Below are 21345 nucleotides of genomic sequence, written 5' to 3'. Positions count from 1 at the left end.
TCCGTAACTCCGGCCGGGAAGCATCCCGTTCACCCCACGCTTCTACGGCTGCCGGGCTGCCGGCGGAACCGGATGCGGATCAGACGGATCCGCTCATAACGCTGCTCCATGCCGCTTCCCGCGGCGGCATCCTCGCCGTATACTTGCAGCAGCACCGGCTTCAAGAGCGCATCGCCCAGCTCCTCCAACGCGGCCCATACCCGCTCCTGCTCCTCGTTCGGCACCTCCTCCAGCTCGCTTTGGATCAGCCGCTCGGTATCATACCCTTCCTTCTCCAGCTGCTCCAGCGCCTCCACCAAATCTCTGCGCGGCAGACCGCATTCCTGTTCCAGCTGCTGCAGGTTCATCCCTTCATAAATTCCCTTCAGCATGGTGCGCCGGGTACGGTATTTATCCAGGTCCTGCTTGTACTTATGCTCCTTCTGCTTGTAGGTCCACGATAGATATGACTGGTCATCCAGGGCGTCATTTACCCAATCCAGCGGAAATTCGTGGCTGCGCTGCACCGTTCCCGCAATCTCGATCAGGTCGGCTCCGTACTCCGACGCCTTGCTCTCTCCCACGCCCGGAAGCTGCAGCAGCTCTTCGATCGTATGCGGCACGAAGGCGCTGATCAGACGGAGCACCCGGTTGCTGGCGATAAAATAAGGAGCCTTGCGTTCGCTGGCCGCCTTCCTTCTCCGCCAGGCGGTGAGTTCGGCGTACAGCTCCTCGTTGTTGTGCAGTTCGCTATAGCAGTACAGCTTCTGTACAGCATGGCTGCGGCCCTTCAGCTCCTCCTCCTCATGGAACGTGCCGTCGATCAGCGGGCGGAATCCTTCGCCGAGCTTGACCGCCAGGCCGTGTCTGTAAATGTACAGCATCTCATTCCAGGATCCGCCTTCATACCAAGCGGTATCTATGGCTTCCCCAGTCATATCCAGATCTCTCCATCCGAGATGCCAGGTTCCCTCCTCTTCGCCGATCCATACCTGCGCGAGCTTTTCTCCCTCGCTTCCCGCATCCTTCACAAGCCGGTTCATAAAAACGATTTGCATGTTCACCAATTCCTCCATCCACGTAGGGTAATCAGCACAACGCAAAAAAGCACCTCTCTTAAATTAAGAGAGGTGCTTCCCCATTCGTGCAGATGTGCTGTTATAGTTGATCATACCATATTATGTAAAATGGTCAATGGGTTTTTCGCCAAATTTCCGAAATAGCCGAGCAGCCGCTCAGCTGCGGCTCAGCGCGGAATGATATTCCTGCAGCTTTACCCGGGTCTCCGGGGAAGGGCTGTAAATCATGACTTTCAAATCCGGATCTTCGGGCGCCTGGAGCGTAATATGCTCGAATTCCAGGTGTCCCATGACCGAATGCTCGATTTCTTTATGGCCTTCCATTTTTTCTGCTGGATCGTGCTGAAGCCAAAGCCGGGAAAAATCCGGGCTTGCCTCCTTCAGGTCCCGGATCAGTGCATCCATTCCTTCATCCTCCATATAACGGGCTCTCGCCGTATGGAATTCCGATATGACGCTTCTGGCCACCCACTCCCAATCGAGGTAACGCTGCCTCGCTATAGGGAGCGTAAACAGCCTCCATACCAAGTTGTAATGATGCGGCGGAGCCGGGATATCCATCGCAAAAATGTCGCCGGCCATCGCGTTCCAGGCCAGAAAGTCCCACCGTCTGCCCATGACGTAGGCCGGGATCGGATTCAGGTCGTCCAGCACGGTCTGCAGCGTCGGGCTCACGACTTCTTCCGGCAGGGCAAGCGGCGGCAGGGATTCGCCCGCGAGAAGAAACAGATGACGGCGTTCATTCGCGCTGAGCCGGAGCGCCCGGGACAAGCTGTCCAAAATTTGTACGGAAGGGTGTACATCCCGGCCCTGCTCCAGCCATATATACCACGATGTCCCCATATTGGCCAGGAGCGCCACTTCCTCCCGCCTCAGCCCAGGGGTGCGCCGCTGCGAACCGGTGGACAGCCCATAATCCTCCGGGGACAGGCTCTCCCTTTTGCCCCGTAAAAACTGGCCGAGCGCTGTGCGACGATCTTGGTCGTTCATATCGATCACTCCTCATCGTGGTGTTCCGAAACCTATGTTCAAGCCGCCTCTTCTCACGCCAATTCACCCAAAGTATACTCAGCCTTAGAACGTGAGTCAATTTCAGAGCCGTGTCATCTAACTGCCGTTAAGACAGCATGGGGCCATTGAAAAAGAGCTCTGGATCAATCCAAGGAGGCAAAAACATGAATCAGATCACTTCTCAGCATCTTCAAAACCGGCAGGGTTTGCTCCACGATAAAGTGGCGATCATTACAGGGGCCAGCCGCGGGATCGGCGCCGCAGCCGCCAGGCTGTTCGCCAGGGAAGGAGCAACCGTAACCTTGATCGCCAGAACCGAGTCCAACCTCGCGGCCTTGACGGAGGAGATCCGGGCTGCAGGCGGACAAGCGGATTACGTCACTGCGAACCTCGCGGAAGCCGGCAGCATCGAGCACGCAGTGCAGACGACGCTTGACCGTTACGGCCGCCTCGACATCGCCTTTAATAATGCCGGAGCTGCCATTCCTCCGGGACCGCTCGCCGAGACGGAGGAGCAAGGCTTTGATTTTATTCAGGACGTAAACTACAAAGCCATATGGCGGGCTATGGTTGCCGAAATTCGGGCGATCCGCAGCACCTCAGGCCGTGGGGCGATCGTGAATACCAGCAGCGTCGGCAGCTTGCAGGGGAACCCCGCGTTATCCCTTTACGGTGCGGCGAAGCGTGCGGTCAACAGCCTTACGCAAACGGCTGCGATCGAATACGGCCCGGAAGGCATCCGGGTCAATGCGATCGCTCCAGGTACGACGATGACCGAAATGATTCAGGGATGGGAATCGGAGCAGCCTGGGGTCATCGATCATCTGAATGCCCGGACGCCGCTGCGCCGGGCTGCGGAGCCGGAAGAAATTGCAGAGGCCGCCGCGTGGCTCCTAAGCGACCGCGCAGCTTATGTTACCGGGGTGATACTGCCGGTTGACGGGGGGCTAAGCGCTTAAGTCTACGAAATTCCCCTTAGACACAGCATAGAGCAAGCTGCTGCGTTTGCTATTTTCAGGTTAGGTGCAAACTTCAGCATAAACGCAAAAAAAGAGGGCCTTTCAGCCCTCTTTTCTTATTTCTATTCACCATCTCATGAAAACCCGTCAGTCGATCAAGCCTTCGGCTTAACCCGCAGCCAGCGCCTTCTTGGCGAGCGCGAGCGCGCCGCACAGGCCGGCGTTGTCGCCAAGCTGAGGCGGAACGATGTAATTCTCGATATCGTCCATGATGGCTGGAACCTGTACGTAGCCGTTCAGCTGTTTGCGCAGCTCGGCATGAATCAGCGGGAACAGCTGCAGCTGTTTCATGACGCCGCCGCCCATGACGATTTTTTGCGGAGACAGGATCAAAATGTAGTTCATCAGCGCCTGAGCGAGATAGTAAGCTTCCATCGCCCAAGCCGGATGGTCCGGCGTCAATTCCACACCCGGAACGCCCCAGCGTTTGGATAAGGATGGTCCGGCTGCCAGCCCCTCCAGGCAATCGCCATGATATGGGCAGAAGCCTTCGAACTTGTCCTCCGGATGACGGCGGACCAGAATATGTCCCATTTCCGGATGGGACAGGCCATGGATCAGCTCGCCGCCCACAACCGCACCGGCGCCGATGCCCGTGCCAACGGTAATGTACAGGCAGCTTTCGAGCCCCTGGGCTGCTCCCCAAGTCGCTTCGCCCAAGGCGGCCCCGTTCACATCGGTATCAAATTCGATCGGCAGATCGAAGTGAGAGCGCAAATGTCCTACCATATCGAAATTGCTCCAATAAGGTTTCGGCGTCGTCGTAATCCGTCCGTATGTAGGACTTCCCTTCACCGGGTCAATCGGCCCGAATGAACCTGCTCCGATCGCCGCGATGTCTTTGCCCTTAAAGAAATCGACCACCTGGGCCATCGTTTCCTCCGGTGTCGTTGTCGGGAAGCTGATCCGTTCCACAACGGTACCGTCCTCTTGGCCGATTCCGCATACGAATTTCGTTCCCCCTGCTTCAATTGCTCCTAATAGACTCATCGTAGTCGTTCCCTCCTGCAGCGGGCCTCCCAAGCCCTGTATAAATGCCATATACCTTCTATCTTTATATCAAAACAATCACGGGCATTATAGCCCAGTTAATCCTTGAAAGTCAATCGAATAGAGCACAAAAGAACCGGCGCTCCAAAAACGCCAGCACTCTGTACCCATTTAGCTGATGGCCAGTCCCATAAGAGAACACAGGCTCTTCATTTCCAGTTCTTCAAACTTGCTGATCACCTGATGGTGATCGAGAGACAGCTGGCACACATCCAGCGAGCAGGCGACGGGCACGCAGCAGTGAATCTCGGCAAGCTTGCGCGAAAGGTGCAGCATGTCGAGGTCAGCCTCGATCTTGGCGCGGACACTCTTGGACAGTTGGTCCAGATTTTCGAGAATCCCTTCAACCGATTCGTATTCCTGCACAAGCTTGATCGCCGTCTTCTCGCCGATGCCCTTCACGCCGGGGTAATTGTCGCTCGTATCGCCCATGAGCGCCTTCACGTCGATAATTTGCCGCGGGCGCAGCTGCTTCTCTTCATACAGGGATTCCGGTGTATACACTTTGTAATTGCCGTGCCCTTTTTTCATAATAATGACCGTCGTCCGATCGCTGACGAGCTGCAGCAAATCGTTATCGCCGGACAGGACCATCACATCCATCTCCCGTCCGAACTGGTCGGCCAGCGTCCCGATGCAGTCGTCCGCTTCATACCCTTCCGCGCTGATATTCGGAACGCCGAGGCTGTCCATCACATCGCGGATCATCGAAAACTGCGGAATCAGATCGTCCGGGGCGTCCGGACGGTTGCCCTTATAAGCGGCAAACTGCTGTCCGCGGAACGTACCGCCGCCGAGATCCCAGCAGCAGACCACATGGGTCGGATTAAACGTTTGCACTGCATCCCAAAAATAACGAATAAAGCCGTAGATCGCGTTTGTCGGAACTCCCGCCTTCGTTCGGCGAATGTAGCCGCTGGACGCGGTAGCGAAATAAGCTCTGAATAATAAGGCCATGCCATCCACGAGCATCACGGATTGGCGTTGTTCATTTGCTGTCACTTCTTGTTTCTCCCCTTGTCTGCCTGTTTCCCCTGGATTCCAAGGTTCGGCACTGCTTCCTCTAGTATAGCATATCCGCCAGGGCATGAGGCCCTTCCTGATATCACCATTCCCGGCTTATTCCTGCTTTTTGTCCCGCCCGTTCAAGTCATAAACCAGACAGCCTGTAACATAAAATTTGTGAAGAAGATCTCCCTTCATCCTGAACTATCCGGCAGGAGTTATTCTCCAAATATCGAATCTTGAAAAGGATAAACCCACCTAACAAGCAGGAGGAATGAATATGGGAAAAACGATCAAGGTTGCTGTCATCGGCTGCGGGACCATTGCCAGAGCGGCGCATATCCCCAACTATTTGAAACATCCGGACGCCGAAATCAAATATTTTTGCGACTCGGACAAGAAGAAGGCGGAGCAGGCGGTCAAGGATTATGAATGCGGCACCGCCGTGGAAAATTACCGTGACATTCTGGACGATCCCGAGATCGATGCCGTCTCCGTATGTACCCCTAACGATGCTCATGCCGCCATCTCCATCGATTTTTTGCGGGCGGGCAAGCATGTCCTGTGCGAAAAGCCTGCGGCCCGCACCTACGCGGAAGCGCTGGAGATGCAGAAAGTACAGCACGAAACGGGCAAAGTGCTGAATATCGGGGTCGTGAACCGGTTCAACAAAAGCGTGAACATGATCAAAAACCTGATCGAAAGCGGCGAGCTTGGCGAACTGTACCATATCTATGCAAGCTTCCGCGCTCACCGCTCCATCCCGGGACTTGGCGGCGCGTTTACCACCAAATCAATTGCCGGCGGGGGCGTCCTTATCGATTGGGGCGTCCATTATCTGGACATCGTCATGTACTGCGCCGGAGATCCGCGTCCGTTGACGGTATCCGGCCAGGCCTACTCCAAGCTGGGGCGGGACCTGCCGAATTACGCCTACCTGAACATGTGGGCAGGACCCCCGAATTACGCCGGTACGTATGATGTCGACGACTTTGTCACGGCCATGATCCGCACCGAAGGGCCGGGCATTACGATCAACGGCGCCTGGGCGCAGAACATCGGCACGCCCGAAACCTACATCGATTTTCTGGGCGACAAAGCAGGGATCCGCCTACAATACGGAGGCGACTTCACCATTTATGGGGCCAAGGACGGAGCTTTGCTGGAAACGAAGCCCAAGTATTCATCGAGCGACCATTTCGAAAACGAAATCAACGGCTTTCTCGAATGCATCCAGACCGGCGTAAAGCTGCCGTCCCATATCGATACCGTCATCGTCACCTCCAAGATGATTCAGGCAATCTACGACTCTTCCGAGCAGCGCAGGGAGATCGAGCTGTAATAAGCGACTGAGGGGGATTGCTGCTTGAAAACGATCGGTTTTATCGATTATTACCTCGATGAATGGCATGCCGAGCATTATCCGAAGTGGATTGAACAGGCATCGGGCGGCACCATGGAGGTGGCCTATGCCTATGGAATGGCTGATTCGCCTTCCGGGCGCACCAACGTACAGTGGAGTGAAGACAAAGGGGTCGAGCTGCTTCCTTCGATTGCCGAGGTCGTGGATCGAAGCGATTACATCATTGTCCTTTCGCCCGACCATCCGCAATACCACGAGCCGCTCGCCCAGCTTCCGCTTCAATCCGGCAAGCCTACCTATATTGACAAAACCTTTGCCCCGGACCGCCAGACCGCTCGGCGCCTGTTCAACCTAGCTGAGCAGCACGGGACGCCGCTGTTCTCCAGCTCGGCGCTTCGTTTCGCCGCGGAGTACGCCGGGGCCGAGCGCGCCCGCATCGAAAACATCATCAGCTTCGGGCCGGGGCGATACGACAACTATTCGATCCACCAGATCGAACCGATCGTCTCGCTGCTGGGCCCCGGCGTCCGCCGGATGATGTATACCGGAACGCCTAACGCCCCATCGTGGCTGATCGGATTCAGCGGGGGCCGCCAGGCCGAGATCCATCATCTCGGCGGGGAATGTCCCTTTTCGCTGACGGTCAGCTATACATCCGGTGAGACGAACATGCTGAAAGCGGACTCCGATTATTTCGGGCTGTTCGCTGAAGCGCTCGTCCGCTTCTTCGAAACCGGCGTTCCGCCTGTCGATCCGGCCGAGACGGTAGCAGTCATCACGATCATCGAACAGGGCTTCAAGGCGAAGGAAACTCCCTATCAATGGGTAGAGCTCCCTTCGGAATAGATCCCCGAACAACAAACAAAACGGTGGCAAAGCCTCAGGGAAATGCTAGGACCCTCCCCTGTCGGTCATGCCACCGTTTTTTACGGAATCCCAGGCTACGCCCAGTTCTCCTCGTACATGTCCTCTTTAAAGCCGACCGTCACCTTGCTGCCGTCGGTTACGATCGGACGTTTGATCAACCGGCCGTTACTGGACAGCAGCTTGATCTGCTCTTCCCGGCTCATGGCCGGCAGCTTGTCCTTCAGACCCAGCTCCTTGTACGCCTCTCCGCTGGTATTAAAAAACTTCTTCAAATCCAGCCCGCTCTTCTCGACCAAGCGGGACAGCTCGTCCGGAGCCGGCGGCTCCTCCCATAAATGCTGGAGCTCCAGCTCGTGGCCGTGCGCTTCCAGCCATTTAACCGCACTGCGGCACGTACCGCATTTGGGATAATGGTATACTTTCAATTTGCTCATCGTTACTCACTCTTTTCATTGATCAAGTTCATGTTGCTTCGCCTCGGCAATCAGACGGGTCATGTCGGGCGGCAGCGGTGCCTGAAAGGTCATCCGCTCCCGGGTGACGGGATGCTGGAAGGATAACTCCCAAGCGTGGAGCGCCTGCCGCGAAATGCTGTGATCCAGCAGCACCACGGTCCGCTCGGATGGGGTTAATCCCTGCGGCAGAACGGTCTCCGGTGCCCCCTCTTCCTCAGGCGGAAGTACCTGGTAAACCGGATGCCGATACAGCTTATCGCCGATCAGCGGGCAGCCGATGCTGGTCATATGGACGCGGATCTGGTGGGTTCTGCCCGTTTCCAGCTTCAGCTGAACGAGCGAAGAAGACGAGCCGTACGCCTCAACAACCTTATACCGCGTCAGCGACGGATACCCGTCAGGCGTGACGATACGCCGATGCGGCTCCTCCGGGTCGCGGTCGATCGGTCCGTCCACCTCCCCTTCTTCCGGAGACGGAACGCCATGAACGAGGGCCAGGTACCTTTTGTCCACCTCGTTTGCGATCATTTGCTCTGAAATATGCTGGTGGACATACGGATTTTTGGCGATAGCGATGACGCCCGACGTTTCCTGGTCCAGCCGGTGCACGGCTCGGAAGCGGAACGCCTCGCCCTTGTCCCGCCAATAGTGAACCACGCCGTTCGCCAAGGTTCCCGTATAGTGTCCGTGCGTCGGATGCACGATGATGCCGGCTTCCTTGTTCACGATCAGCAGGTGCTCATCCTCGTACAAAATGCGAAAAGGAATGGGCTCTGGCAGAATATCATCCGAAATTTCTTTCTCCATCCGGATTTCCACCACATCCCCATCCCTGACCGGAACGCTGATGTACACTCTTTGGCCATTCACGGTAATCCCCTGTTCCGTCAGCTTCAGGCGGGACTGCAGCTTGCGGGATACGTGGAGTCTCTTCTGCAGAATCGTCTTCAGCAGCCACCCGTCTTCCGAAGGCGGGACGGTATATGAAATCGGGGGATAGTATTCGCTCATTTTTTTCGTCCGAATACCTTTTTGCTGCGCACGTATTCGATATCCGCCACGCCGCTGCGGGCGTTGGCCGTCCGGGCCACAACGAAGAAGTAGTCCGACAGACGGTTCAAATACCTGCGTACGTCGGGATTAATTTCTTTCTCCCGCCCCAGCGTCACGACTCTGCGCTCTGCGCGGCGGCAGACCGTGCGGCATACGTGCAGCGTGGATGCCAGCAGGGTGCCCCCAGGCAAAATAAAGCGCTCCAGCTCCGGCGTCTCCTCCATGTAAGCATCCATCCACTGCTCGAGCCGCGTCACTTTGTCGGGACCGACCTTGTATTTGCTCTCGCTCAGCTTCACAAATGCCAGATCGGAGCCGCAGTCAAACAGCTCATGCTGAATCTCGATCATATTTTCTTTCAGGTCCTGCAATGACTCCGCTTCCATCAGGCTGATCGCCTGGCCCACAAAGCAGTTCAGCTCGTCAATCGTGCCGTAGGCCTCGACCTGCAGGTCGTCCTTCAGAACGCGCCCGCCAATGACGGACGTTTCGCCTTCATCGCCTGTGCGTGTGTAGATTCTCACGGGCTTCTTCTCCCCTTTATCGCGTATTATCATACATCAAAGGAATCGCGGAAGCCGCGTCCCCTGTGCTGGCTTCTTTACTCCGTCAATGCCTTGAGCGCCTTTACCGCATTGTCGACCGACTTGGCCGAGATCGGGATCGTGGCGTACAGCTTTTCCGGAACGTACTTCTGGTCTTTGAAAAACTTCATTTCGCGGACAGGAATGCCGTATAGGTGCTCGGTCGTATCCGTCGTGCCGTCTTCTTTTTCCTCGTTGCTCGCGAACACGCCGTCCGGATATTTTTTCGGGTCAAAATACGAATCGAGCACGGTATGGCCGCCCATTTTGGCGTAATTCTTCATATCGTCCTCCGGCAGAAAAATGATGTCATGCCCGCCGGCAGCATATTCAACCATCAGCTTCTCCGGGTTATAAATCGGACTTGCCGATACTTTGACCTTCAGGTCGGGCCCCATCACTTCCTGAAGCTTGTCCTGCACCTTCTCATACACCTGAGACGGATCGGATTGATTGTCAATCATAAAGACCGATAACGCGTTTTTATCTCCCTTGCCGCAGCCCGTCAGCAATAAAACGGCAAAGACAACCAGCAGCGCCAGCTTCCCGTATACCTTCAACTCCTGCTCCCCCTTTTCTCCGATAGGTTCAATATATCACAACCTGATGAGAGAAAAAAAGAAGACCCCGTTCCGGGGTCTTCCGCCTGCCGATTAAGACTTCTTCTTCGGGCAGCTTTTCATATATTCGTTTATTTTCAAATCCAGCAAACTGCTGATTTCGATTACGATTTCCGATGTAAAAGACTGTTCCTGCATAAAGATCTGTTCCATTTTTTTGCGGAGCATCATGATTTCGTCTTCCAAGGATAAAGTTTTCGTCTGATCTGTCGTTTTGGTTGACCATTTTACATTATTGCTGCCTTCAGCTGCGTAATGTCCGCGGAATGCAGGCAAATCGTATTCAGCGCAAAACAAGGTCATCCCTCCTTGGCAAGTCAATTTTTGCTCCCAAAATAGAATTATAACATACAAATAAATAAATAAAAGTGAAATTTATGTTAAATTCTACTAGAAACAGGGAATTATTGTTCAGCTGGTTTTCAGTTTGTGGACAAATTCTCCAATACGCTCCAGAGCCTCAGTCAGCTGGGCGACGGAGGTGGCGTACGAGCAGCGGAGAAAGCCTTCTCCCCCTTGTCCGAATGCCGTTCCAGGCACTGCGGCAACCTTTGCTTCCATCAGCAGGCGCTGGGCAAACTCATCCGAGGACAGCCCGGTCTCAGCGATGCTAGGGAAGGCATAAAAGGCACCTTGCGGCTCATGACACGGCAGTCCGATATCGACGAAGCCCTGCACGATCAAACGGCGCCGCTGGTTGTAGGACTCGATCATCCGGTCCTTCTCTTCCAGCCCGTTGGTCAGCGCCTCCAGCGCAGCCACCTGCCCCATCACCGGTGCACACATCACTGTGTACTGGTGAATCTTCAGCATGGCGGCGATCAGGTCGGGATGGGCACAAGCATAGCCCATACGCCAGCCGGTCATGGCGAACGCCTTGGAAAAGCCGCTGACCAGAACCGTCCGGTCCATCATGCCCGGAATCGAGGCGAAGCTGACATGCTTCTGCGTGTACGTTAGTTCGGCATAGATCTCGTCGGAAATGACGATCAAATCATGCTTCTCCACCACTTTGGCGATCGGCAGCCAGTCCTCATACGTCATGATGGCGCCGGTCGGATTGCTCGGGTAGCATAAAATCAGCACCTTGGACTTCGGCGTGATTTTGGCCTCAAGCGCCTCTGCCGTCAGCTTGAAGTCGTTCTCTGCGAACGTCTCGATGCCAACCGGAACCCCGCCGCCGATCGAGGTGATAGGGGAGTAGGATACGTAGCAGGGCTCGGGGATGAGAATCTCGTCCCCAGGCACGATCAGCGCACGCAGCGCCAGATCAATCGCCTCGCTGCCGCCGACCGTCACTAGAATTTGGTTGGACGGCTGATAGGAGACCTGAAAGCTGTCATACAAATACTGGGCGATAGCTTCCCGGAGCTCGATCATCCCGGCATTGGAGGTGTAGGCCGTGCGCCCCCGCTCAAGGGAATACACACAGGCTTCTCTCACATGCCATGGAGTCGTGAAGTCCGGTTCCCCTACGCCCAGCGTAATAATGTCTTTGCTTCCTTCGGCCAGGTCAAAAAATCGGCGGATTCCGGATGGCGGAATATCGCGGACCAAAGGAGCCAAATACGATTGCATCGATTTCGAATTCTGCTGTTTCTTCGTTTCTTCATTCACGATCATGACACATCTTCCTTTACGGTGAGATCATGAGACGGTTATCTTCTTCACGGTCATCAAAAATAATTCCGTCCTGCTTATATTTCTTCAAAATGAAATTTGTCTTCGTCGACAATACCGAATCAATCGGCGACAGCTTCTCGGAAACGAAGTTGGCCACTTCCCGCAGGTTGCGCCCTTCCACTTCCACAAGAAGGTCGTAGGCTCCCGACATGAGATACACGGATTTGACCTGCGGATACAAATAGATCCGCTCCGCGATCCCTTCAAAGCCCCGCCCGCGCTCGGGCGTAATCTGCACTTCGATCAAGGCGGTTACCGTCTCGTCTTCAATCTTGCTCCAGTTCACGACCGCCGCATATTTTACGATGACATGGTCTTGTTCCAGCTCCGCGATCGCTTCCTTGACCGCTTCCTCTTCAACACCGATGAGTGTTGCCAGCAGGGCCGGGGACCGTCTCGCGTCTTCGTTCAACAGGTCGAGGACCTTCAGTTTCAAATCCGTCAGTTGTTTCATACAGCATCCTCCAGCGCTTGTTCCACGGGCCTTCTTCACTATTACGACAAAGGACCCGGGTTCGAGATTAATACTAATATTACATGAAATTATCATGCATGCAAAGCAAAACCGTCTCCCCGGCGTGGGCCGAAATGGAGACGGCAAAATGGGTCCATGCTTCATAGAAGCAGGATTTTGGGTACTTATTGTTATCCGCTTGGTGACGCCACACATGAGAACTAAACGGCGCCTTCACCTCCGGCAAATTACATGTAATACGGGTTTTGGGAGCTTTGCTGCTGCTGGTACGGATTGGATGCCTGGGCATATTGGCCCATGCTGCTTGTTTTTTGCTGCACGAACTGACGGTTCTTTTGCTGTAAATTTCGCGCATCCTGAATCGACTTGTCCACATCTTGGCGAAGCGCCTTGGATGACGTGGAGTACATATTCAGCTGCCTCATCAGATTGTACAAATCTCCCTGCATGCGGAGCGTATCGTTCGTCAGCTGCGTAAACATCTGCCGCACGGTCGGACAGGAGGATTCCGTCGTTGCCGTGGTGTATTCGCGGACCGTTCTTTTCAGATCGGCCAGGATTGTGTACAAGAGGTCCTCGTCCTGCATGAACTGCGAGTTATTGGAAGTTTGATAATACATTGCGCAAATGCCTCCTAAGCTATCATTGTTGGGGACTCGTCGGTGCCAGCGGCTGGTGCTGCTGAATGGCCTGTACGAGCAAATCGATATGGTGGTCCATCGACCGGATGTATTGCTGGCACACCTGCTGAATCGTCGGGTTCTGCGTAGCAGCGGCCGTTGCCGCACACTGCTTGATCAGCAGATCCTCATTGGAAATCGAATCGACGATATATTCCAGCTCCTTGCCGGTAATCGCCTGCATTTGATTGGACTGCATCGGTATTCCTCCTCTGGATATCTCTAACTCCATCCGTATTATGTCCCGGGAAAGCTTTTCTATGTATTGTCAGGCATGGCCTCTTCCACTCAGCTATAAATTGTGCATGCGGAGCAAATACTTTGAATACTACCGATAAGGGGCGAAACAAACATATGATTCTGAATAAAGGGAACTTGGCATGGCCGTCTACATTGAAGCCGGCACCCGCTTATCCGGAGCTTGCGGAGGATCTCACCTGCGACGTACTGATCATTGGCGGCGGGATGGGTGGAGCCCTTCTCGCCCACAAGCTGTCCGGGACCAATCTTCAGGTGGTTCTGCTCGAGAAGGGACGGATCGCTGAAGGAAGCTCTTCAGCCAACACCGGACTGCTTCAAAGCTCCAACGATAAATCGCTGACCTCCATTATCCATACGTTTGGCGAACAGACCGGCATCACCTTTTACCAAATGTGCAGGGACGCGATGCGTAAGCTCAAGGAAGCAGCCGGCGGGCTCAAGCTGGAACCCGAGCTAATTCCGCGCAGCAGCCTATATTATGCCAGCAGCGTCGAGGACATGCCTTACCTGAAAGAGGAATATGAAACCCTTCGCGAGCACGGTTTTGAACCGACTTATTGGAATTCATCCGATATCGCGTCACGCTTTCCCTTCTCCAAACCCGCGGCGTTGTATATGACCGGCGATGCCGAAGTCAACCCGTTCCGGTTCGTTCATGGCCTCGTTCAATACGCGGCGGATCATGGGGTACGGGTGTACGAAAACAGCCCGGTCATTCATTTGGAATATGAAGAAGACGGCGTGGTTTGTTATACACGCACCGGCCGGATCTTCGCCCGTAAAGTCGTCCATGCGAGCGGCTATGAAACACAGGAAGAGAAACCGGACCGCAATGCGCTGCTTCAGACGACCTATGCGATCGTCACGAGCCCTGTACCCGATTTTACCGGATGGCACGAGCGCTGCCTGATCTGGGAGACGGCCCGGCCGTATCTCTACATGCGGACCACCGTGGACAACCGCATCGTGGCAGGGGGCCTGGACGAGCACCCGGTCGCTCCGGAGGAGAGGGAAGGCCGGATCCGGCATAAAAGCGAAATGCTGCTGAACGAGATTAAAGCCCTTTTTCCCCGTTACGCCGGCATCCAAGCCGACTATGCATGGGCTTCCCTGTTCGGGCTCACCCACGACGGACTGCCCATGATCGGTCCACATTCCCGGTTTCCTCATAGTTATTTTATAGAAGCCTATGGCGGCAACGGGACCGTCTACTGCATGATTGCGGCGGATCTGCTAAGCGATGTTCTTTGCGGGAAAACGCGCCCCGAGCTGGAAATTTTCTCATTGGAGCGGACCTCCAAACCGTCCCCCAATGCTCAGGTTCCCGGCTCCTGATTGGCGGGTTAACCACGCAGCCAGTCTGGGCTTCCAGAAGTTGGATCTCTTCCCTACAGAAAAATCCCCTGACTCCGAATGAAGGAATCAGGGGATTTGTTGTGTAACGCGATTGTTCAAGTGCGTGCCGATTTCCCCGGCTTAAGCAGCCGTCTCACGCAGATCCAGCTGAGGATCGGTGATGCGCCGAGCACGAGCATCAGCACGGTAATAGTGCTCTGGTCTTTACTGAAGGACAGCACAATGATGAATATCATCGTACCGAGAAGGCGGCCGACCATCAGACTGAGCTCACGTAGAACGACCAGCTCGACCCGCTTTTCCACGTTTTCGTCGCTGGTCCCCATCAAGTCGAAGCCGGATGAGACCATCGGCAGGATGTACAGCGGCATAAAGATAGCCGTACCTATGCCGAGCAACAGCAGGGTGAAATAATTGACCTTCCAGATAAGCGGCACCATGACCACCCACAGCAGCAGGGCGCCCACCAGCATGCCCGCGCTCCGGTAGGCCGGTTTGAACCATTTGCCCGCCAGCCAGTACGTGGCCAGGGAGACTGCGGACGTAATGAGCGAGAACTGACCCAGCTTCGACTCCTGTTTCGTGGCAACAAACACAAGGAGATTGATCAGAAAGGCGAACACCCCTTCCCGAATCCCCTGCGCCGCTAGACCGGGGGCCATAAGCCGCCAGGGGCTGCCTTTGTCCTTCAGCTGCTTCACAGGCTCGAGCCAGGCATAGGTTCCGCCCTTTTTTCTCTTTTTCAAAAAGAAGCTCAGCACCACGCCGAGCGCATAAATGATCAGGGACGTCGTAAAAATGATCCGATATCCCCGGTCGCCCTTCAGCATGGAAATCAGCAGGCCGGAAAACCAGGGCCCGACAATGCCCGTAATGGAGCCGAGCAGGCCGACCCACCCGTTAAACAGGTCCCGGTTCTCAGGATCGGTGACTTCGAAATACACCACGTTAAAAGCAATCCAGAACAGCCCGATCGCAATCCCAAGCAGTATTCCGAGCGGCCATATATAATAAATTGCCTTTTCCCCAACCCACAGAACCAGCAAATAAAAAAGGCCCGTCAGCCCGATCCCCAGCCTGAGGGCGTTCATTTTGTTATACTCCTTCACCCATTTGCCTGCCAGCCAAAAGGTGAGCCCGACGGCCAGCTGCTGGGCGACGGTAAACCATCCGATCATCGCGTAATCCTGTTTGCTTTTCCATAAATATACGTTGAGAAACGTGCCCGACAAGGCGCCGGATAAAACGATCAGCCCGTTAACGGCAAGCAGCAGTATCGTTTGCCGATTCAGCCGCGCAGATGATTTTGATTTCATAATTACCCCCTTCATATCCGGGTCTACCTCATTAGTAGTTCCCTAAAAGGGGGCAAATCATCGATCGGTTTGCTTTTTTTACGAATTCTTCTTCTCTTGGCTCAAGTGGTCGACCATCCGCAGCCGGTCTTCCTCGGCCAGATTGTATTCGACATGGAAGCATCCCGTGCAAATATACATTTGAACTTGAAAAGGCGGAGTCAATACCGGACCTTGGAGCACGCCGAAAGCCGCGGGCTGAAATGGGTCCCCCACCTGATGCGTGCCGGCAAGCACCATGTAATCCCGGCATTTCGGGCATTCCGGCACTTCCTCCTGCTCATCCAGAATTTGCTCCACTGTCTCCTCGTAGTTCATGAGGTCATGGCTGTCCTCATACTTATCGAGCGTCCGGATCGACGGCGGCAGCTGCTGCATGTCTTCCTCATTCCAAAAAGGAACGGCTTTATCGTCATCCTCAGGGAGCTCCCAATCCGTACCTTCGATTCCCTCATGCTCTTCGTCTACGTCCGCTTCCTCTTCATCCGCACCCAGCTGGATGCTCAGCGTCCGGTAACCTTTCAGCTCATTGTGGCAGTAAGGGCATTCATCCTCGGGGCCCAGTTCCTCGTCCCATACGATTTCCGTCTGGCACCAAGGGCAAACCGTGGTTTCCATATGATCCATCTCCTTAATGTTTCATCAAATATACGACGCCCACAACAAAGAAGGCGACCGCAGCGACGAACAAAATCCTCGCCAAATTTTTCATGTGTTCCTCCTACATTAAACAGGCTCCAATCACATATGAAAGGGACACCGGGATCAGCATAGAGATCAGGCCGACCGCCCGGTTATCCCGTTTAATTTCTTCGTCCACGGAAAACACCGGGGTTAAAAATTCGTACAGCAGGTAGGCGATAAACAGCAGCAGAAAGCCGTAGAAGGCCCACTTCATCATGTCATAGATCGACGTTTTGGACTCGATGCTGTACCTCAGCACATTGCAAAGGCCGAATATTTTGCCTCCGGTAGCCAAAGCGGCGGCAATATTGCCTCGTCCGATTTCATCCCAGCATTTGTACCTCGCCACGATTTCAAAACAGTACAGAAAGACGATCAAGCCCAGAATCGCTACGGAAAAATAACCAATCAGCGTACCGATCGGATAGGCCAACAACAGATCAGCCCCGTTCTTCACTCCCAACATCCCCCTGTTCCCGGCCGAAATTCAGGCTCACACCCATATTATTTAAGCTCAACCACCGTCACGCCGGTTCCGCCTTCGCCGTAATTTCCCAGACGGTAACTTTTAATATGCTTGTGCTTGCGGAGATATTCCGAGATTCCCTGTCTCAAAATTCCCGTGCCTTTCCCGTGAATCAGGTATACTTGGCCGAGGTTGCCCAAAAACGCTTCGTCGATAAAACGGTCGACTTCGATCAGCGCCTCATCCAGATTCGCACCCCGCAGATCCAGCTCGCTGCGGATGTTGTCATCCCGCGTGCGCTTGACCGTAGTCGCATGCCGCTGCACCTGCTTCTCGGCCGGTTTGTTCGCATTCACCAGCTCGAGGTCGTCCAGGCTGACCTTCATCTTCATGATGCCGAGCTGCACCACGGCCTCCTTCGCGCCGGACAGCTCCACGACATGGCCCTTCTGGTTCAGGCTGTAGACCATGACTTCATCGCCGGGCTCGATCTGGCGCGGGGCCTTGGCCTTCGGTTTGGCCGCTCCCTTCTTACGCTGCTGCGGTTCAGCCTCATCCAGCTGGCGGCGGGCGGCGATCAGCTTATGTTCCTTGACCGAAGCCCCTTCCTCTTTGGCCAGCTGCCGCAGATCGGCGATGATCTGCTCCGCTTCGCGGCGGGCTTTGGCAATGACTTCCTTGGCCTCGCCCCGGGCCTTCTCGATCAGCCGGTCGCGCTGCTCCTCGAGCTTCTCGAGTTCCTGCTGATGCCGGCTCCGGAGCTGCTCCATCTCCTGGCGCAGTTTCTCGGCCTTCTCGCGTTCGCTTTCGGCGCCCAGCCGGTTTTCCTCCAGAGAGGCGATCATATGCTCGACGCGCTGATCTTCTTCTTTCACTTCCCCGCGGGCATAATCCAGGATCACATGCGGAAGTCCGAGCCGCTCCGCAATCGCAAACGCGTTGCTTCGTCCGGGAACGCCGACGAGGAGCCGGTAAGTCGGACTCAGCGTGTTGACGTCAAATTCCATGCTGGCGTTGATGACGCCTTTGCGTTCATAGGCATAAGCCTTGAGTTCGCTGTAGTGGGTAGTAGCCACCATCCGGCAGCCCAGGCTGTGAATATGCTCCAGAATGGAAATGGCCAGCGCCGAGCCTTCGGCCGGATCGGTTCCGGCCCCCACTTCGTCAAGCAGCACCAGGCTCTTCGGCGTCATATGGTTCAAAATACGGATAATATTGGTCATATGGCTTGAGAACGTACTCAAGCTCTGTTCGATGCTCTGCTCGTCCCCGATATCGGCGTAAATGGCGTCGAACACGCAGAGCTGGCTTCCTTCCTCCGCGGGAACAAACAGGCCGGACATCGCCATCAGGCTCAGCAATCCGATCGTCTTCAGCGTGACGGTCTTACCGCCGGTATTCGGCCCGGTCACGATAATGGAAGTATACGAGTTGCCCAATTCCACGTCGATCGGCACAACCTTCTCCATGTCGATCAGCGGATGCCGTCCTTTCTTCAGCTTCAAGTATCCACGGTCGTTCATTCTCGGCTGGCTGGCCTTCATGACATGCGCCAGACGCCCCTTGGCAAAAATAAAGTCGAGCTGTCCCAGCAGATCGATATCGAGCAGAAGAAGATCCGCTTGTTCACCGACGAGCGCCGTCAGCTTTTGCAAAATAATTTCAATTTCGCGTTCTTCCTTCATCCGGGTTTCGCGCAGCTTGTTGTTCATCGCCACGATCGATTCCGGCTCAATAAAGAGCGTCGCCCCCGAACCGGACTGATCATGCACGATTCCGCCGAAATACGAACGGTATTCCGCTTTAACCGGAATGACAAACCGGTCCCCCCGGATCGTAATAAGCTGGTCCTGCAGCATTTTGGCCACGCTGGAGGAACGGATCATCGAATCGAGCTTCTCCCGGATCCGCACCTCGCCGGATCTCAGCTCCCGCCGAACCTGGGCTAGCCCCGGACTGGCAGAATCAAGCACTTCGGCGCTTTCGTCGATGCATGCTTTAATAGCATCTTCCAGCGGCTTCTGCTCGGATAAATTTTCACTGATCCCCTCCAGCAGGGGAATCGGCTCGTCTTCGTGAACATTCGCGATGAACCGCTTGATCCGTCTCGAACCGTTCACGGTGTTGCCGATGGCCAGCAGCTCATGCGGGCTTAAGGTGCCGCCGATTCTGGCGCGCTTCAGCGGAGCGGCGATGTCCGTGATGCCGCCGAAGGACGGATTTCCCTTCAGCCGGTCCACGGTATACGCTTCGTCGGTTGCCTGAAGCAAACGCTTTACCGATTCCAGATCGGTATCGGGCTTCAACGATTCGGCCGCTTCCCTCCCCATCGAGGTTTGGGTATAGGCAGCGCATTTATCTAAAATCTTGCGGTATTCGAGCGTATGCAAAATCTTGTCGTCCAACAGTATTCACTACTCCTCTCGTGCAATGCCTTTATTATATACGAAATGTTTGCCGCTTCGCCATTTGCAGCGCTAAATCATTCCATACATAACATGGCGAAAATTGAATACAATAAGGTTTGCATAACACAGTAACCATGTGTAAAGGAGGCCAGTTGCATGCATTTTCTGGGTCATGTCGTTCGCTTTATCGTGTCTGCCATCGTCCTGCTGATCGTAGGCTGGATCGTTCCCCAGTTTTCCGTCGGAGGGTTCTGGAGCGCTCTGCTGCTCGCTTTGGTTATCGCACTGCTGGGGTGGATTATTGAAGGAATCTTCGGCAAAAGGGTTACTCCCTTTGGACGCGGGATCGTCGGTTTCATCGTCAGTGCCCTCGTCATATACATCGCCCAATTTATTGTCAGCGGCGTTGAAGTTACCATCCTTGGCGCCATTCTCGCCGCCCTCGTCATCGGTATTATCGACCTGTTTATCCCGGTGTCCGCATTTAATGCCGGAAGGGACAAGCGGTAAACCGTTTCCCGAATGAAAACCCCTGCCTAAGGACAGGGGTCTTTCCTTTTTTATCCGGCATAATCGGCTGCGTCTTCACCCGCGGTTACCACTTTATTTTTTCCCGTCCGTTTGGCCTGGTACAGCGCCATGTCTGCTTTTCGAAATAATGATTCCTTGTCATCCCCCTGCTGAAAATTGCAAAGTCCGATGCTCACCGTAACCGGCTTCACCGTATGCGGCAGCTCGGTTCTGGCGATCCGTTCACGCAGCTGCTCAGCCATGCGTTCTGCTTCTTCCAATGTCTTATCCGCCATAATAATGGCAAATTCTTCTCCGCCATAGCGGGCGGCAAAATCATTCGGCGTCATCGTCGACATCACCTTCGAAGCAACCTCTTTCAGCACGATATCGCCCACCCGATGCCCGTAATTATCGTTGACCTTTTTAAAATTATCGATATCGATAATTGCCAGCTGCAGCGGAAGCTGATACTTCTCGCATTGCTCCAGCAAAGCCTCCAGGTATTCGTGAAACGCCTTGTGATTGTATAGCCCGGTCAGTGCATCGATTTTGAGCAGCTTGTCCGATATCGTTCTTTCCACCAGGAGCTGCTGCTCCGACTTCATGACCGATTCCAGATGGCGCATAAATTCCTTGACCCGGACCAAAATCGTATGACCAATCATGATGCTGACAATAAACACGCTTTGGATTTGGATGAATTCCTGAATGGGTTTCTGATAAAGGGAGCGTTCGGTGAGATAGATGAGACAGTAAAGGAGGATCGTTAACGAGCCAAAGCCATATAGAAGTTTGCGGTCAAAATAAACGACGGAAATCAGAACGGGCAGAAGGAGCGCCATCTGTGCCCCGTCCACGATCGGCTGAATGATGAAATAGAACAGGTAGGAGAGCAAAAATCCGCAGCCGACCACAACCTGCTTCCGGTATTTAGGTTCGAATCGCAGCCAGGTCTGTGCCGCCAGCATGAGCAGCAGGATGCAGCCGTCCGGGATGCCCAGACGCAGCCAGTCCTCCGGCCCGTCCCCGGCGGTCACGGAAGGAATGCAGCCCAGCAGCAGCAGAACCACCTCTGCCGCGAAAAACATCAGCGTCACAATCCAATAGGCGTTCAATATTTTGCGATGCCATAAATCTTCCAAAATCAACCCCGTGCGATTCATTGGAATGTCATTCCCCTAATCTTCTAAACAAGAATATTTGCGGGTTTCGTACATCGTCAATGCTCATTATATCTTAAATCCAAGATAAGCACTATCTTTTTTCCAGCTGATCCTTTTCCTGGGCGCGGCAAAATCAGCGGGTGCTGCGTTCACCAATTTTTCAAATGAGCCTCGCCCAGACATATCCAATTTAAGGTATGATAAGGCATGGAACCA

At 54.5% G+C, this 21345-nt stretch carries 23 protein-coding genes; 5 read left to right on the top strand and 18 right to left on the bottom strand.

Going from position 1 to position 21345, the window contains the following annotated elements; genetic code table 11:
• Positions 1 to 29 precede the first annotated feature (29 nt).
• Positions 30 to 1037 carry an HRDC domain-containing protein gene (locus GCU45_RS23020; RefSeq protein WP_152400821.1) on the bottom strand — a complete coding sequence of 336 codons (1008 nt, stop codon included), beginning with the start codon at positions 1035 to 1037 and terminating at the stop codon, positions 30 to 32.
• Positions 1038 to 1214: 177 nt separating this feature from the next.
• Positions 1215 to 2048, bottom strand: coding sequence for a helix-turn-helix transcriptional regulator (locus tag GCU45_RS23015; protein WP_152400819.1), 834 nt, complete (start codon positions 2046 to 2048; stop codon positions 1215 to 1217).
• A 185-nt stretch (positions 2049 to 2233) separates the two neighbouring features.
• On the opposite strand from GCU45_RS23015, the gene GCU45_RS23010 reads away from it, so the two are divergent.
• A complete protein-coding gene (locus GCU45_RS23010) occupies positions 2234 to 3028 on the top strand; it encodes an SDR family NAD(P)-dependent oxidoreductase (protein ID WP_152400818.1) in 795 nt (264 codons plus the stop codon).
• 168 nt (positions 3029 to 3196) lie between these two features.
• Here GCU45_RS23010 and GCU45_RS23005 read toward each other — a convergent pair whose 3' ends face one another.
• Entirely contained in the window at positions 3197 to 4078 is an 882-nt protein-coding gene (locus tag GCU45_RS23005; protein WP_152400816.1) for an ROK family protein, read from the bottom strand.
• Positions 4079 to 4249: 171 nt separating this feature from the next.
• Positions 4250 to 5110, bottom strand: a complete 861-nt coding sequence (locus GCU45_RS23000; protein ID WP_089550059.1) for a 5'-3' exonuclease — start codon at positions 5108 to 5110, stop codon at positions 4250 to 4252.
• Between the two features lie 313 nt (positions 5111 to 5423).
• Between GCU45_RS23000 and GCU45_RS22995 the strand changes: the two genes are divergently transcribed.
• Positions 5424 to 6485: a Gfo/Idh/MocA family protein gene (locus GCU45_RS22995; protein ID WP_152400814.1), complete on the top strand. Its 1062-nt coding sequence runs from the start codon at positions 5424 to 5426 to the stop codon at positions 6483 to 6485.
• A gap of 24 nt (positions 6486 to 6509) precedes the next feature.
• A complete protein-coding gene (locus tag GCU45_RS22990; protein WP_152400812.1) occupies positions 6510 to 7352 on the top strand; it encodes a Gfo/Idh/MocA family oxidoreductase in 843 nt (280 codons plus the stop codon).
• A gap of 95 nt (positions 7353 to 7447) precedes the next feature.
• On the opposite strand, the gene GCU45_RS22985 is transcribed toward GCU45_RS22990, so the two are convergent.
• From GCU45_RS22985 to GCU45_RS22945, 9 genes are all read right to left on the bottom strand, one after another.
• The gene (locus GCU45_RS22985) at positions 7448 to 7807 is read right to left on the bottom strand and encodes an arsenate reductase family protein (protein WP_116232167.1); all 360 of its coding nucleotides are present in this window, start codon (positions 7805 to 7807) and stop codon (positions 7448 to 7450) included.
• A gap of 15 nt (positions 7808 to 7822) precedes the next feature.
• Complete coding sequence (locus tag GCU45_RS22980) at positions 7823 to 8839, bottom strand: RluA family pseudouridine synthase (RefSeq protein ID WP_152400810.1); 1017 nt, start codon at positions 8837 to 8839, stop codon at positions 7823 to 7825.
• A complete protein-coding gene (locus GCU45_RS22975; RefSeq protein WP_076170668.1) occupies positions 8836 to 9405 on the bottom strand; it encodes a cob(I)yrinic acid a,c-diamide adenosyltransferase in 570 nt (189 codons plus the stop codon). The genes GCU45_RS22980 and GCU45_RS22975 overlap by 4 nt, the downstream gene beginning before the upstream one ends.
• Positions 9406 to 9482: 77 nt before the next feature.
• Positions 9483 to 10025, bottom strand: coding sequence for a hypothetical protein (locus GCU45_RS22970; protein ID WP_076170670.1), 543 nt, complete (start codon positions 10023 to 10025; stop codon positions 9483 to 9485).
• 93 nt (positions 10026 to 10118) lie between these two features.
• The gene (locus GCU45_RS22965) at positions 10119 to 10382 is read right to left on the bottom strand and encodes an aspartyl-phosphate phosphatase Spo0E family protein (RefSeq protein WP_076170672.1); all 264 of its coding nucleotides are present in this window, start codon (positions 10380 to 10382) and stop codon (positions 10119 to 10121) included.
• Between the two features lie 114 nt (positions 10383 to 10496).
• On the bottom strand, positions 10497 to 11708 hold the full coding sequence (locus GCU45_RS22960; protein WP_076170674.1) for an aminotransferase class I/II-fold pyridoxal phosphate-dependent enzyme: 1212 nt from the start codon (positions 11706 to 11708) through the stop codon (positions 10497 to 10499).
• Positions 11709 to 11721: 13 nt separating this feature from the next.
• On the bottom strand, positions 11722 to 12222 hold the full coding sequence (locus tag GCU45_RS22955; protein WP_152400809.1) for an Lrp/AsnC family transcriptional regulator: 501 nt from the start codon (positions 12220 to 12222) through the stop codon (positions 11722 to 11724).
• Between the two features lie 248 nt (positions 12223 to 12470).
• A complete protein-coding gene (locus GCU45_RS22950; protein ID WP_152400807.1) occupies positions 12471 to 12863 on the bottom strand; it encodes a spore coat protein in 393 nt (130 codons plus the stop codon).
• A 22-nt stretch (positions 12864 to 12885) separates the two neighbouring features.
• Entirely contained in the window at positions 12886 to 13122 is a 237-nt protein-coding gene (locus GCU45_RS22945) for a hypothetical protein (protein ID WP_152400805.1), read from the bottom strand.
• A gap of 155 nt (positions 13123 to 13277) precedes the next feature.
• Between GCU45_RS22945 and GCU45_RS22940 the strand changes: the two genes are divergently transcribed.
• Positions 13278 to 14519 (top strand): NAD(P)/FAD-dependent oxidoreductase, encoded by a 1242-nt coding sequence (locus tag GCU45_RS22940; RefSeq protein WP_152400802.1) that lies wholly within the window; start codon positions 13278 to 13280, stop codon positions 14517 to 14519.
• A 116-nt stretch (positions 14520 to 14635) separates the two neighbouring features.
• Here GCU45_RS22940 and GCU45_RS22935 read toward each other — a convergent pair whose 3' ends face one another.
• The 4 genes from GCU45_RS22935 to GCU45_RS22920 form a co-directional block, all read right to left on the bottom strand.
• Positions 14636 to 15856: an MFS transporter gene (locus tag GCU45_RS22935; RefSeq protein ID WP_145025479.1), complete on the bottom strand. Its 1221-nt coding sequence runs from the start codon at positions 15854 to 15856 to the stop codon at positions 14636 to 14638.
• A gap of 78 nt (positions 15857 to 15934) precedes the next feature.
• Positions 15935 to 16513, bottom strand: coding sequence for a hypothetical protein (locus GCU45_RS22930; protein WP_152400800.1), 579 nt, complete (start codon positions 16511 to 16513; stop codon positions 15935 to 15937).
• A 103-nt stretch (positions 16514 to 16616) separates the two neighbouring features.
• The gene (locus GCU45_RS22925) at positions 16617 to 17045 is read right to left on the bottom strand and encodes a DUF350 domain-containing protein (protein WP_105441850.1); all 429 of its coding nucleotides are present in this window, start codon (positions 17043 to 17045) and stop codon (positions 16617 to 16619) included.
• A 38-nt stretch (positions 17046 to 17083) separates the two neighbouring features.
• A complete protein-coding gene (locus tag GCU45_RS22920; protein WP_152400799.1) occupies positions 17084 to 19450 on the bottom strand; it encodes an endonuclease MutS2 in 2367 nt (788 codons plus the stop codon).
• Positions 19451 to 19609: 159 nt separating this feature from the next.
• Here GCU45_RS22920 and GCU45_RS22915 point away from each other — a divergent pair, with 159 nt between their 5' ends.
• Positions 19610 to 19963, top strand: a complete 354-nt coding sequence (locus tag GCU45_RS22915; RefSeq protein ID WP_076170692.1) for a phage holin family protein — start codon at positions 19610 to 19612, stop codon at positions 19961 to 19963.
• Between the two features lie 50 nt (positions 19964 to 20013).
• On the opposite strand, the gene GCU45_RS22910 is transcribed toward GCU45_RS22915, so the two are convergent.
• The gene (locus tag GCU45_RS22910; protein WP_152400797.1) at positions 20014 to 21129 is read right to left on the bottom strand and encodes a GGDEF domain-containing protein; all 1116 of its coding nucleotides are present in this window, start codon (positions 21127 to 21129) and stop codon (positions 20014 to 20016) included.
• Positions 21130 to 21345: the final 216 nt, after the last annotated feature.

Source organism: Paenibacillus cellulositrophicus (assembly GCF_009363095.1).
Classification (GTDB): Bacteria; Bacillota; Bacilli; order Paenibacillales; family Paenibacillaceae; genus Paenibacillus_AQ; species Paenibacillus_AQ favisporus.
Note: the sequence above shows the minus strand (reverse complement) of the source record. Positions and strands in the feature narration are given on the sequence as shown.

Bases quoted from the DNA above. Each gene is read 5' to 3' on its own strand.
- GCU45_RS23020 (WP_152400821.1), bottom strand. From the start codon at position 1,037: ATGCAAATCGTTTTTATGAACCGGCTTGTGAAGGATGCGGGAAGCGAG.
- GCU45_RS23015 (WP_152400819.1), bottom strand. From the start codon at position 2,048: ATGAACGACCAAGATCGTCGCACAGCGCTCGGCCAGTTTTTACGGGGC.
- GCU45_RS23010 (WP_152400818.1), top strand. From the start codon at position 2,234: ATGAATCAGATCACTTCTCAGCATCTTCAAAACCGGCAGGGTTTGCTC.
- GCU45_RS23005 (WP_152400816.1), bottom strand. From the start codon at position 4,078: ATGAGTCTATTAGGAGCAATTGAAGCAGGGGGAACGAAATTCGTATGC.
- GCU45_RS23000 (WP_089550059.1), bottom strand. From the start codon at position 5,110: ATGCTCGTGGATGGCATGGCCTTATTATTCAGAGCTTATTTCGCTACC.
- GCU45_RS22995 (WP_152400814.1), top strand. From the start codon at position 5,424: ATGGGAAAAACGATCAAGGTTGCTGTCATCGGCTGCGGGACCATTGCC.
- GCU45_RS22985 (WP_116232167.1), bottom strand. From the start codon at position 7,807: ATGAGCAAATTGAAAGTATACCATTATCCCAAATGCGGTACGTGCCGC.
- GCU45_RS22980 (WP_152400810.1), bottom strand. From the start codon at position 8,839: ATGAGCGAATACTATCCCCCGATTTCATATACCGTCCCGCCTTCGGAA.
- GCU45_RS22960 (WP_076170674.1), bottom strand. From the start codon at position 11,708: ATGATCGTGAATGAAGAAACGAAGAAACAGCAGAATTCGAAATCGATG.
- GCU45_RS22955 (WP_152400809.1), bottom strand. From the start codon at position 12,222: ATGAAACAACTGACGGATTTGAAACTGAAGGTCCTCGACCTGTTGAAC.
- GCU45_RS22950 (WP_152400807.1), bottom strand. From the start codon at position 12,863: ATGTATTATCAAACTTCCAATAACTCGCAGTTCATGCAGGACGAGGAC.
- GCU45_RS22945 (WP_152400805.1), bottom strand. From the start codon at position 13,122: ATGCAGTCCAATCAAATGCAGGCGATTACCGGCAAGGAGCTGGAATAT.
- GCU45_RS22940 (WP_152400802.1), top strand. From the start codon at position 13,278: ATGATTCTGAATAAAGGGAACTTGGCATGGCCGTCTACATTGAAGCCG.
- GCU45_RS22935 (WP_145025479.1), bottom strand. From the start codon at position 15,856: ATGAAATCAAAATCATCTGCGCGGCTGAATCGGCAAACGATACTGCTG.
- GCU45_RS22930 (WP_152400800.1), bottom strand. From the start codon at position 16,513: ATGGAAACCACGGTTTGCCCTTGGTGCCAGACGGAAATCGTATGGGAC.
- GCU45_RS22925 (WP_105441850.1), bottom strand. From the start codon at position 17,045: ATGTTGGGAGTGAAGAACGGGGCTGATCTGTTGTTGGCCTATCCGATC.
- GCU45_RS22915 (WP_076170692.1), top strand. From the start codon at position 19,610: ATGCATTTTCTGGGTCATGTCGTTCGCTTTATCGTGTCTGCCATCGTC.
- GCU45_RS22910 (WP_152400797.1), bottom strand. From the start codon at position 21,129: ATGAATCGCACGGGGTTGATTTTGGAAGATTTATGGCATCGCAAAATA.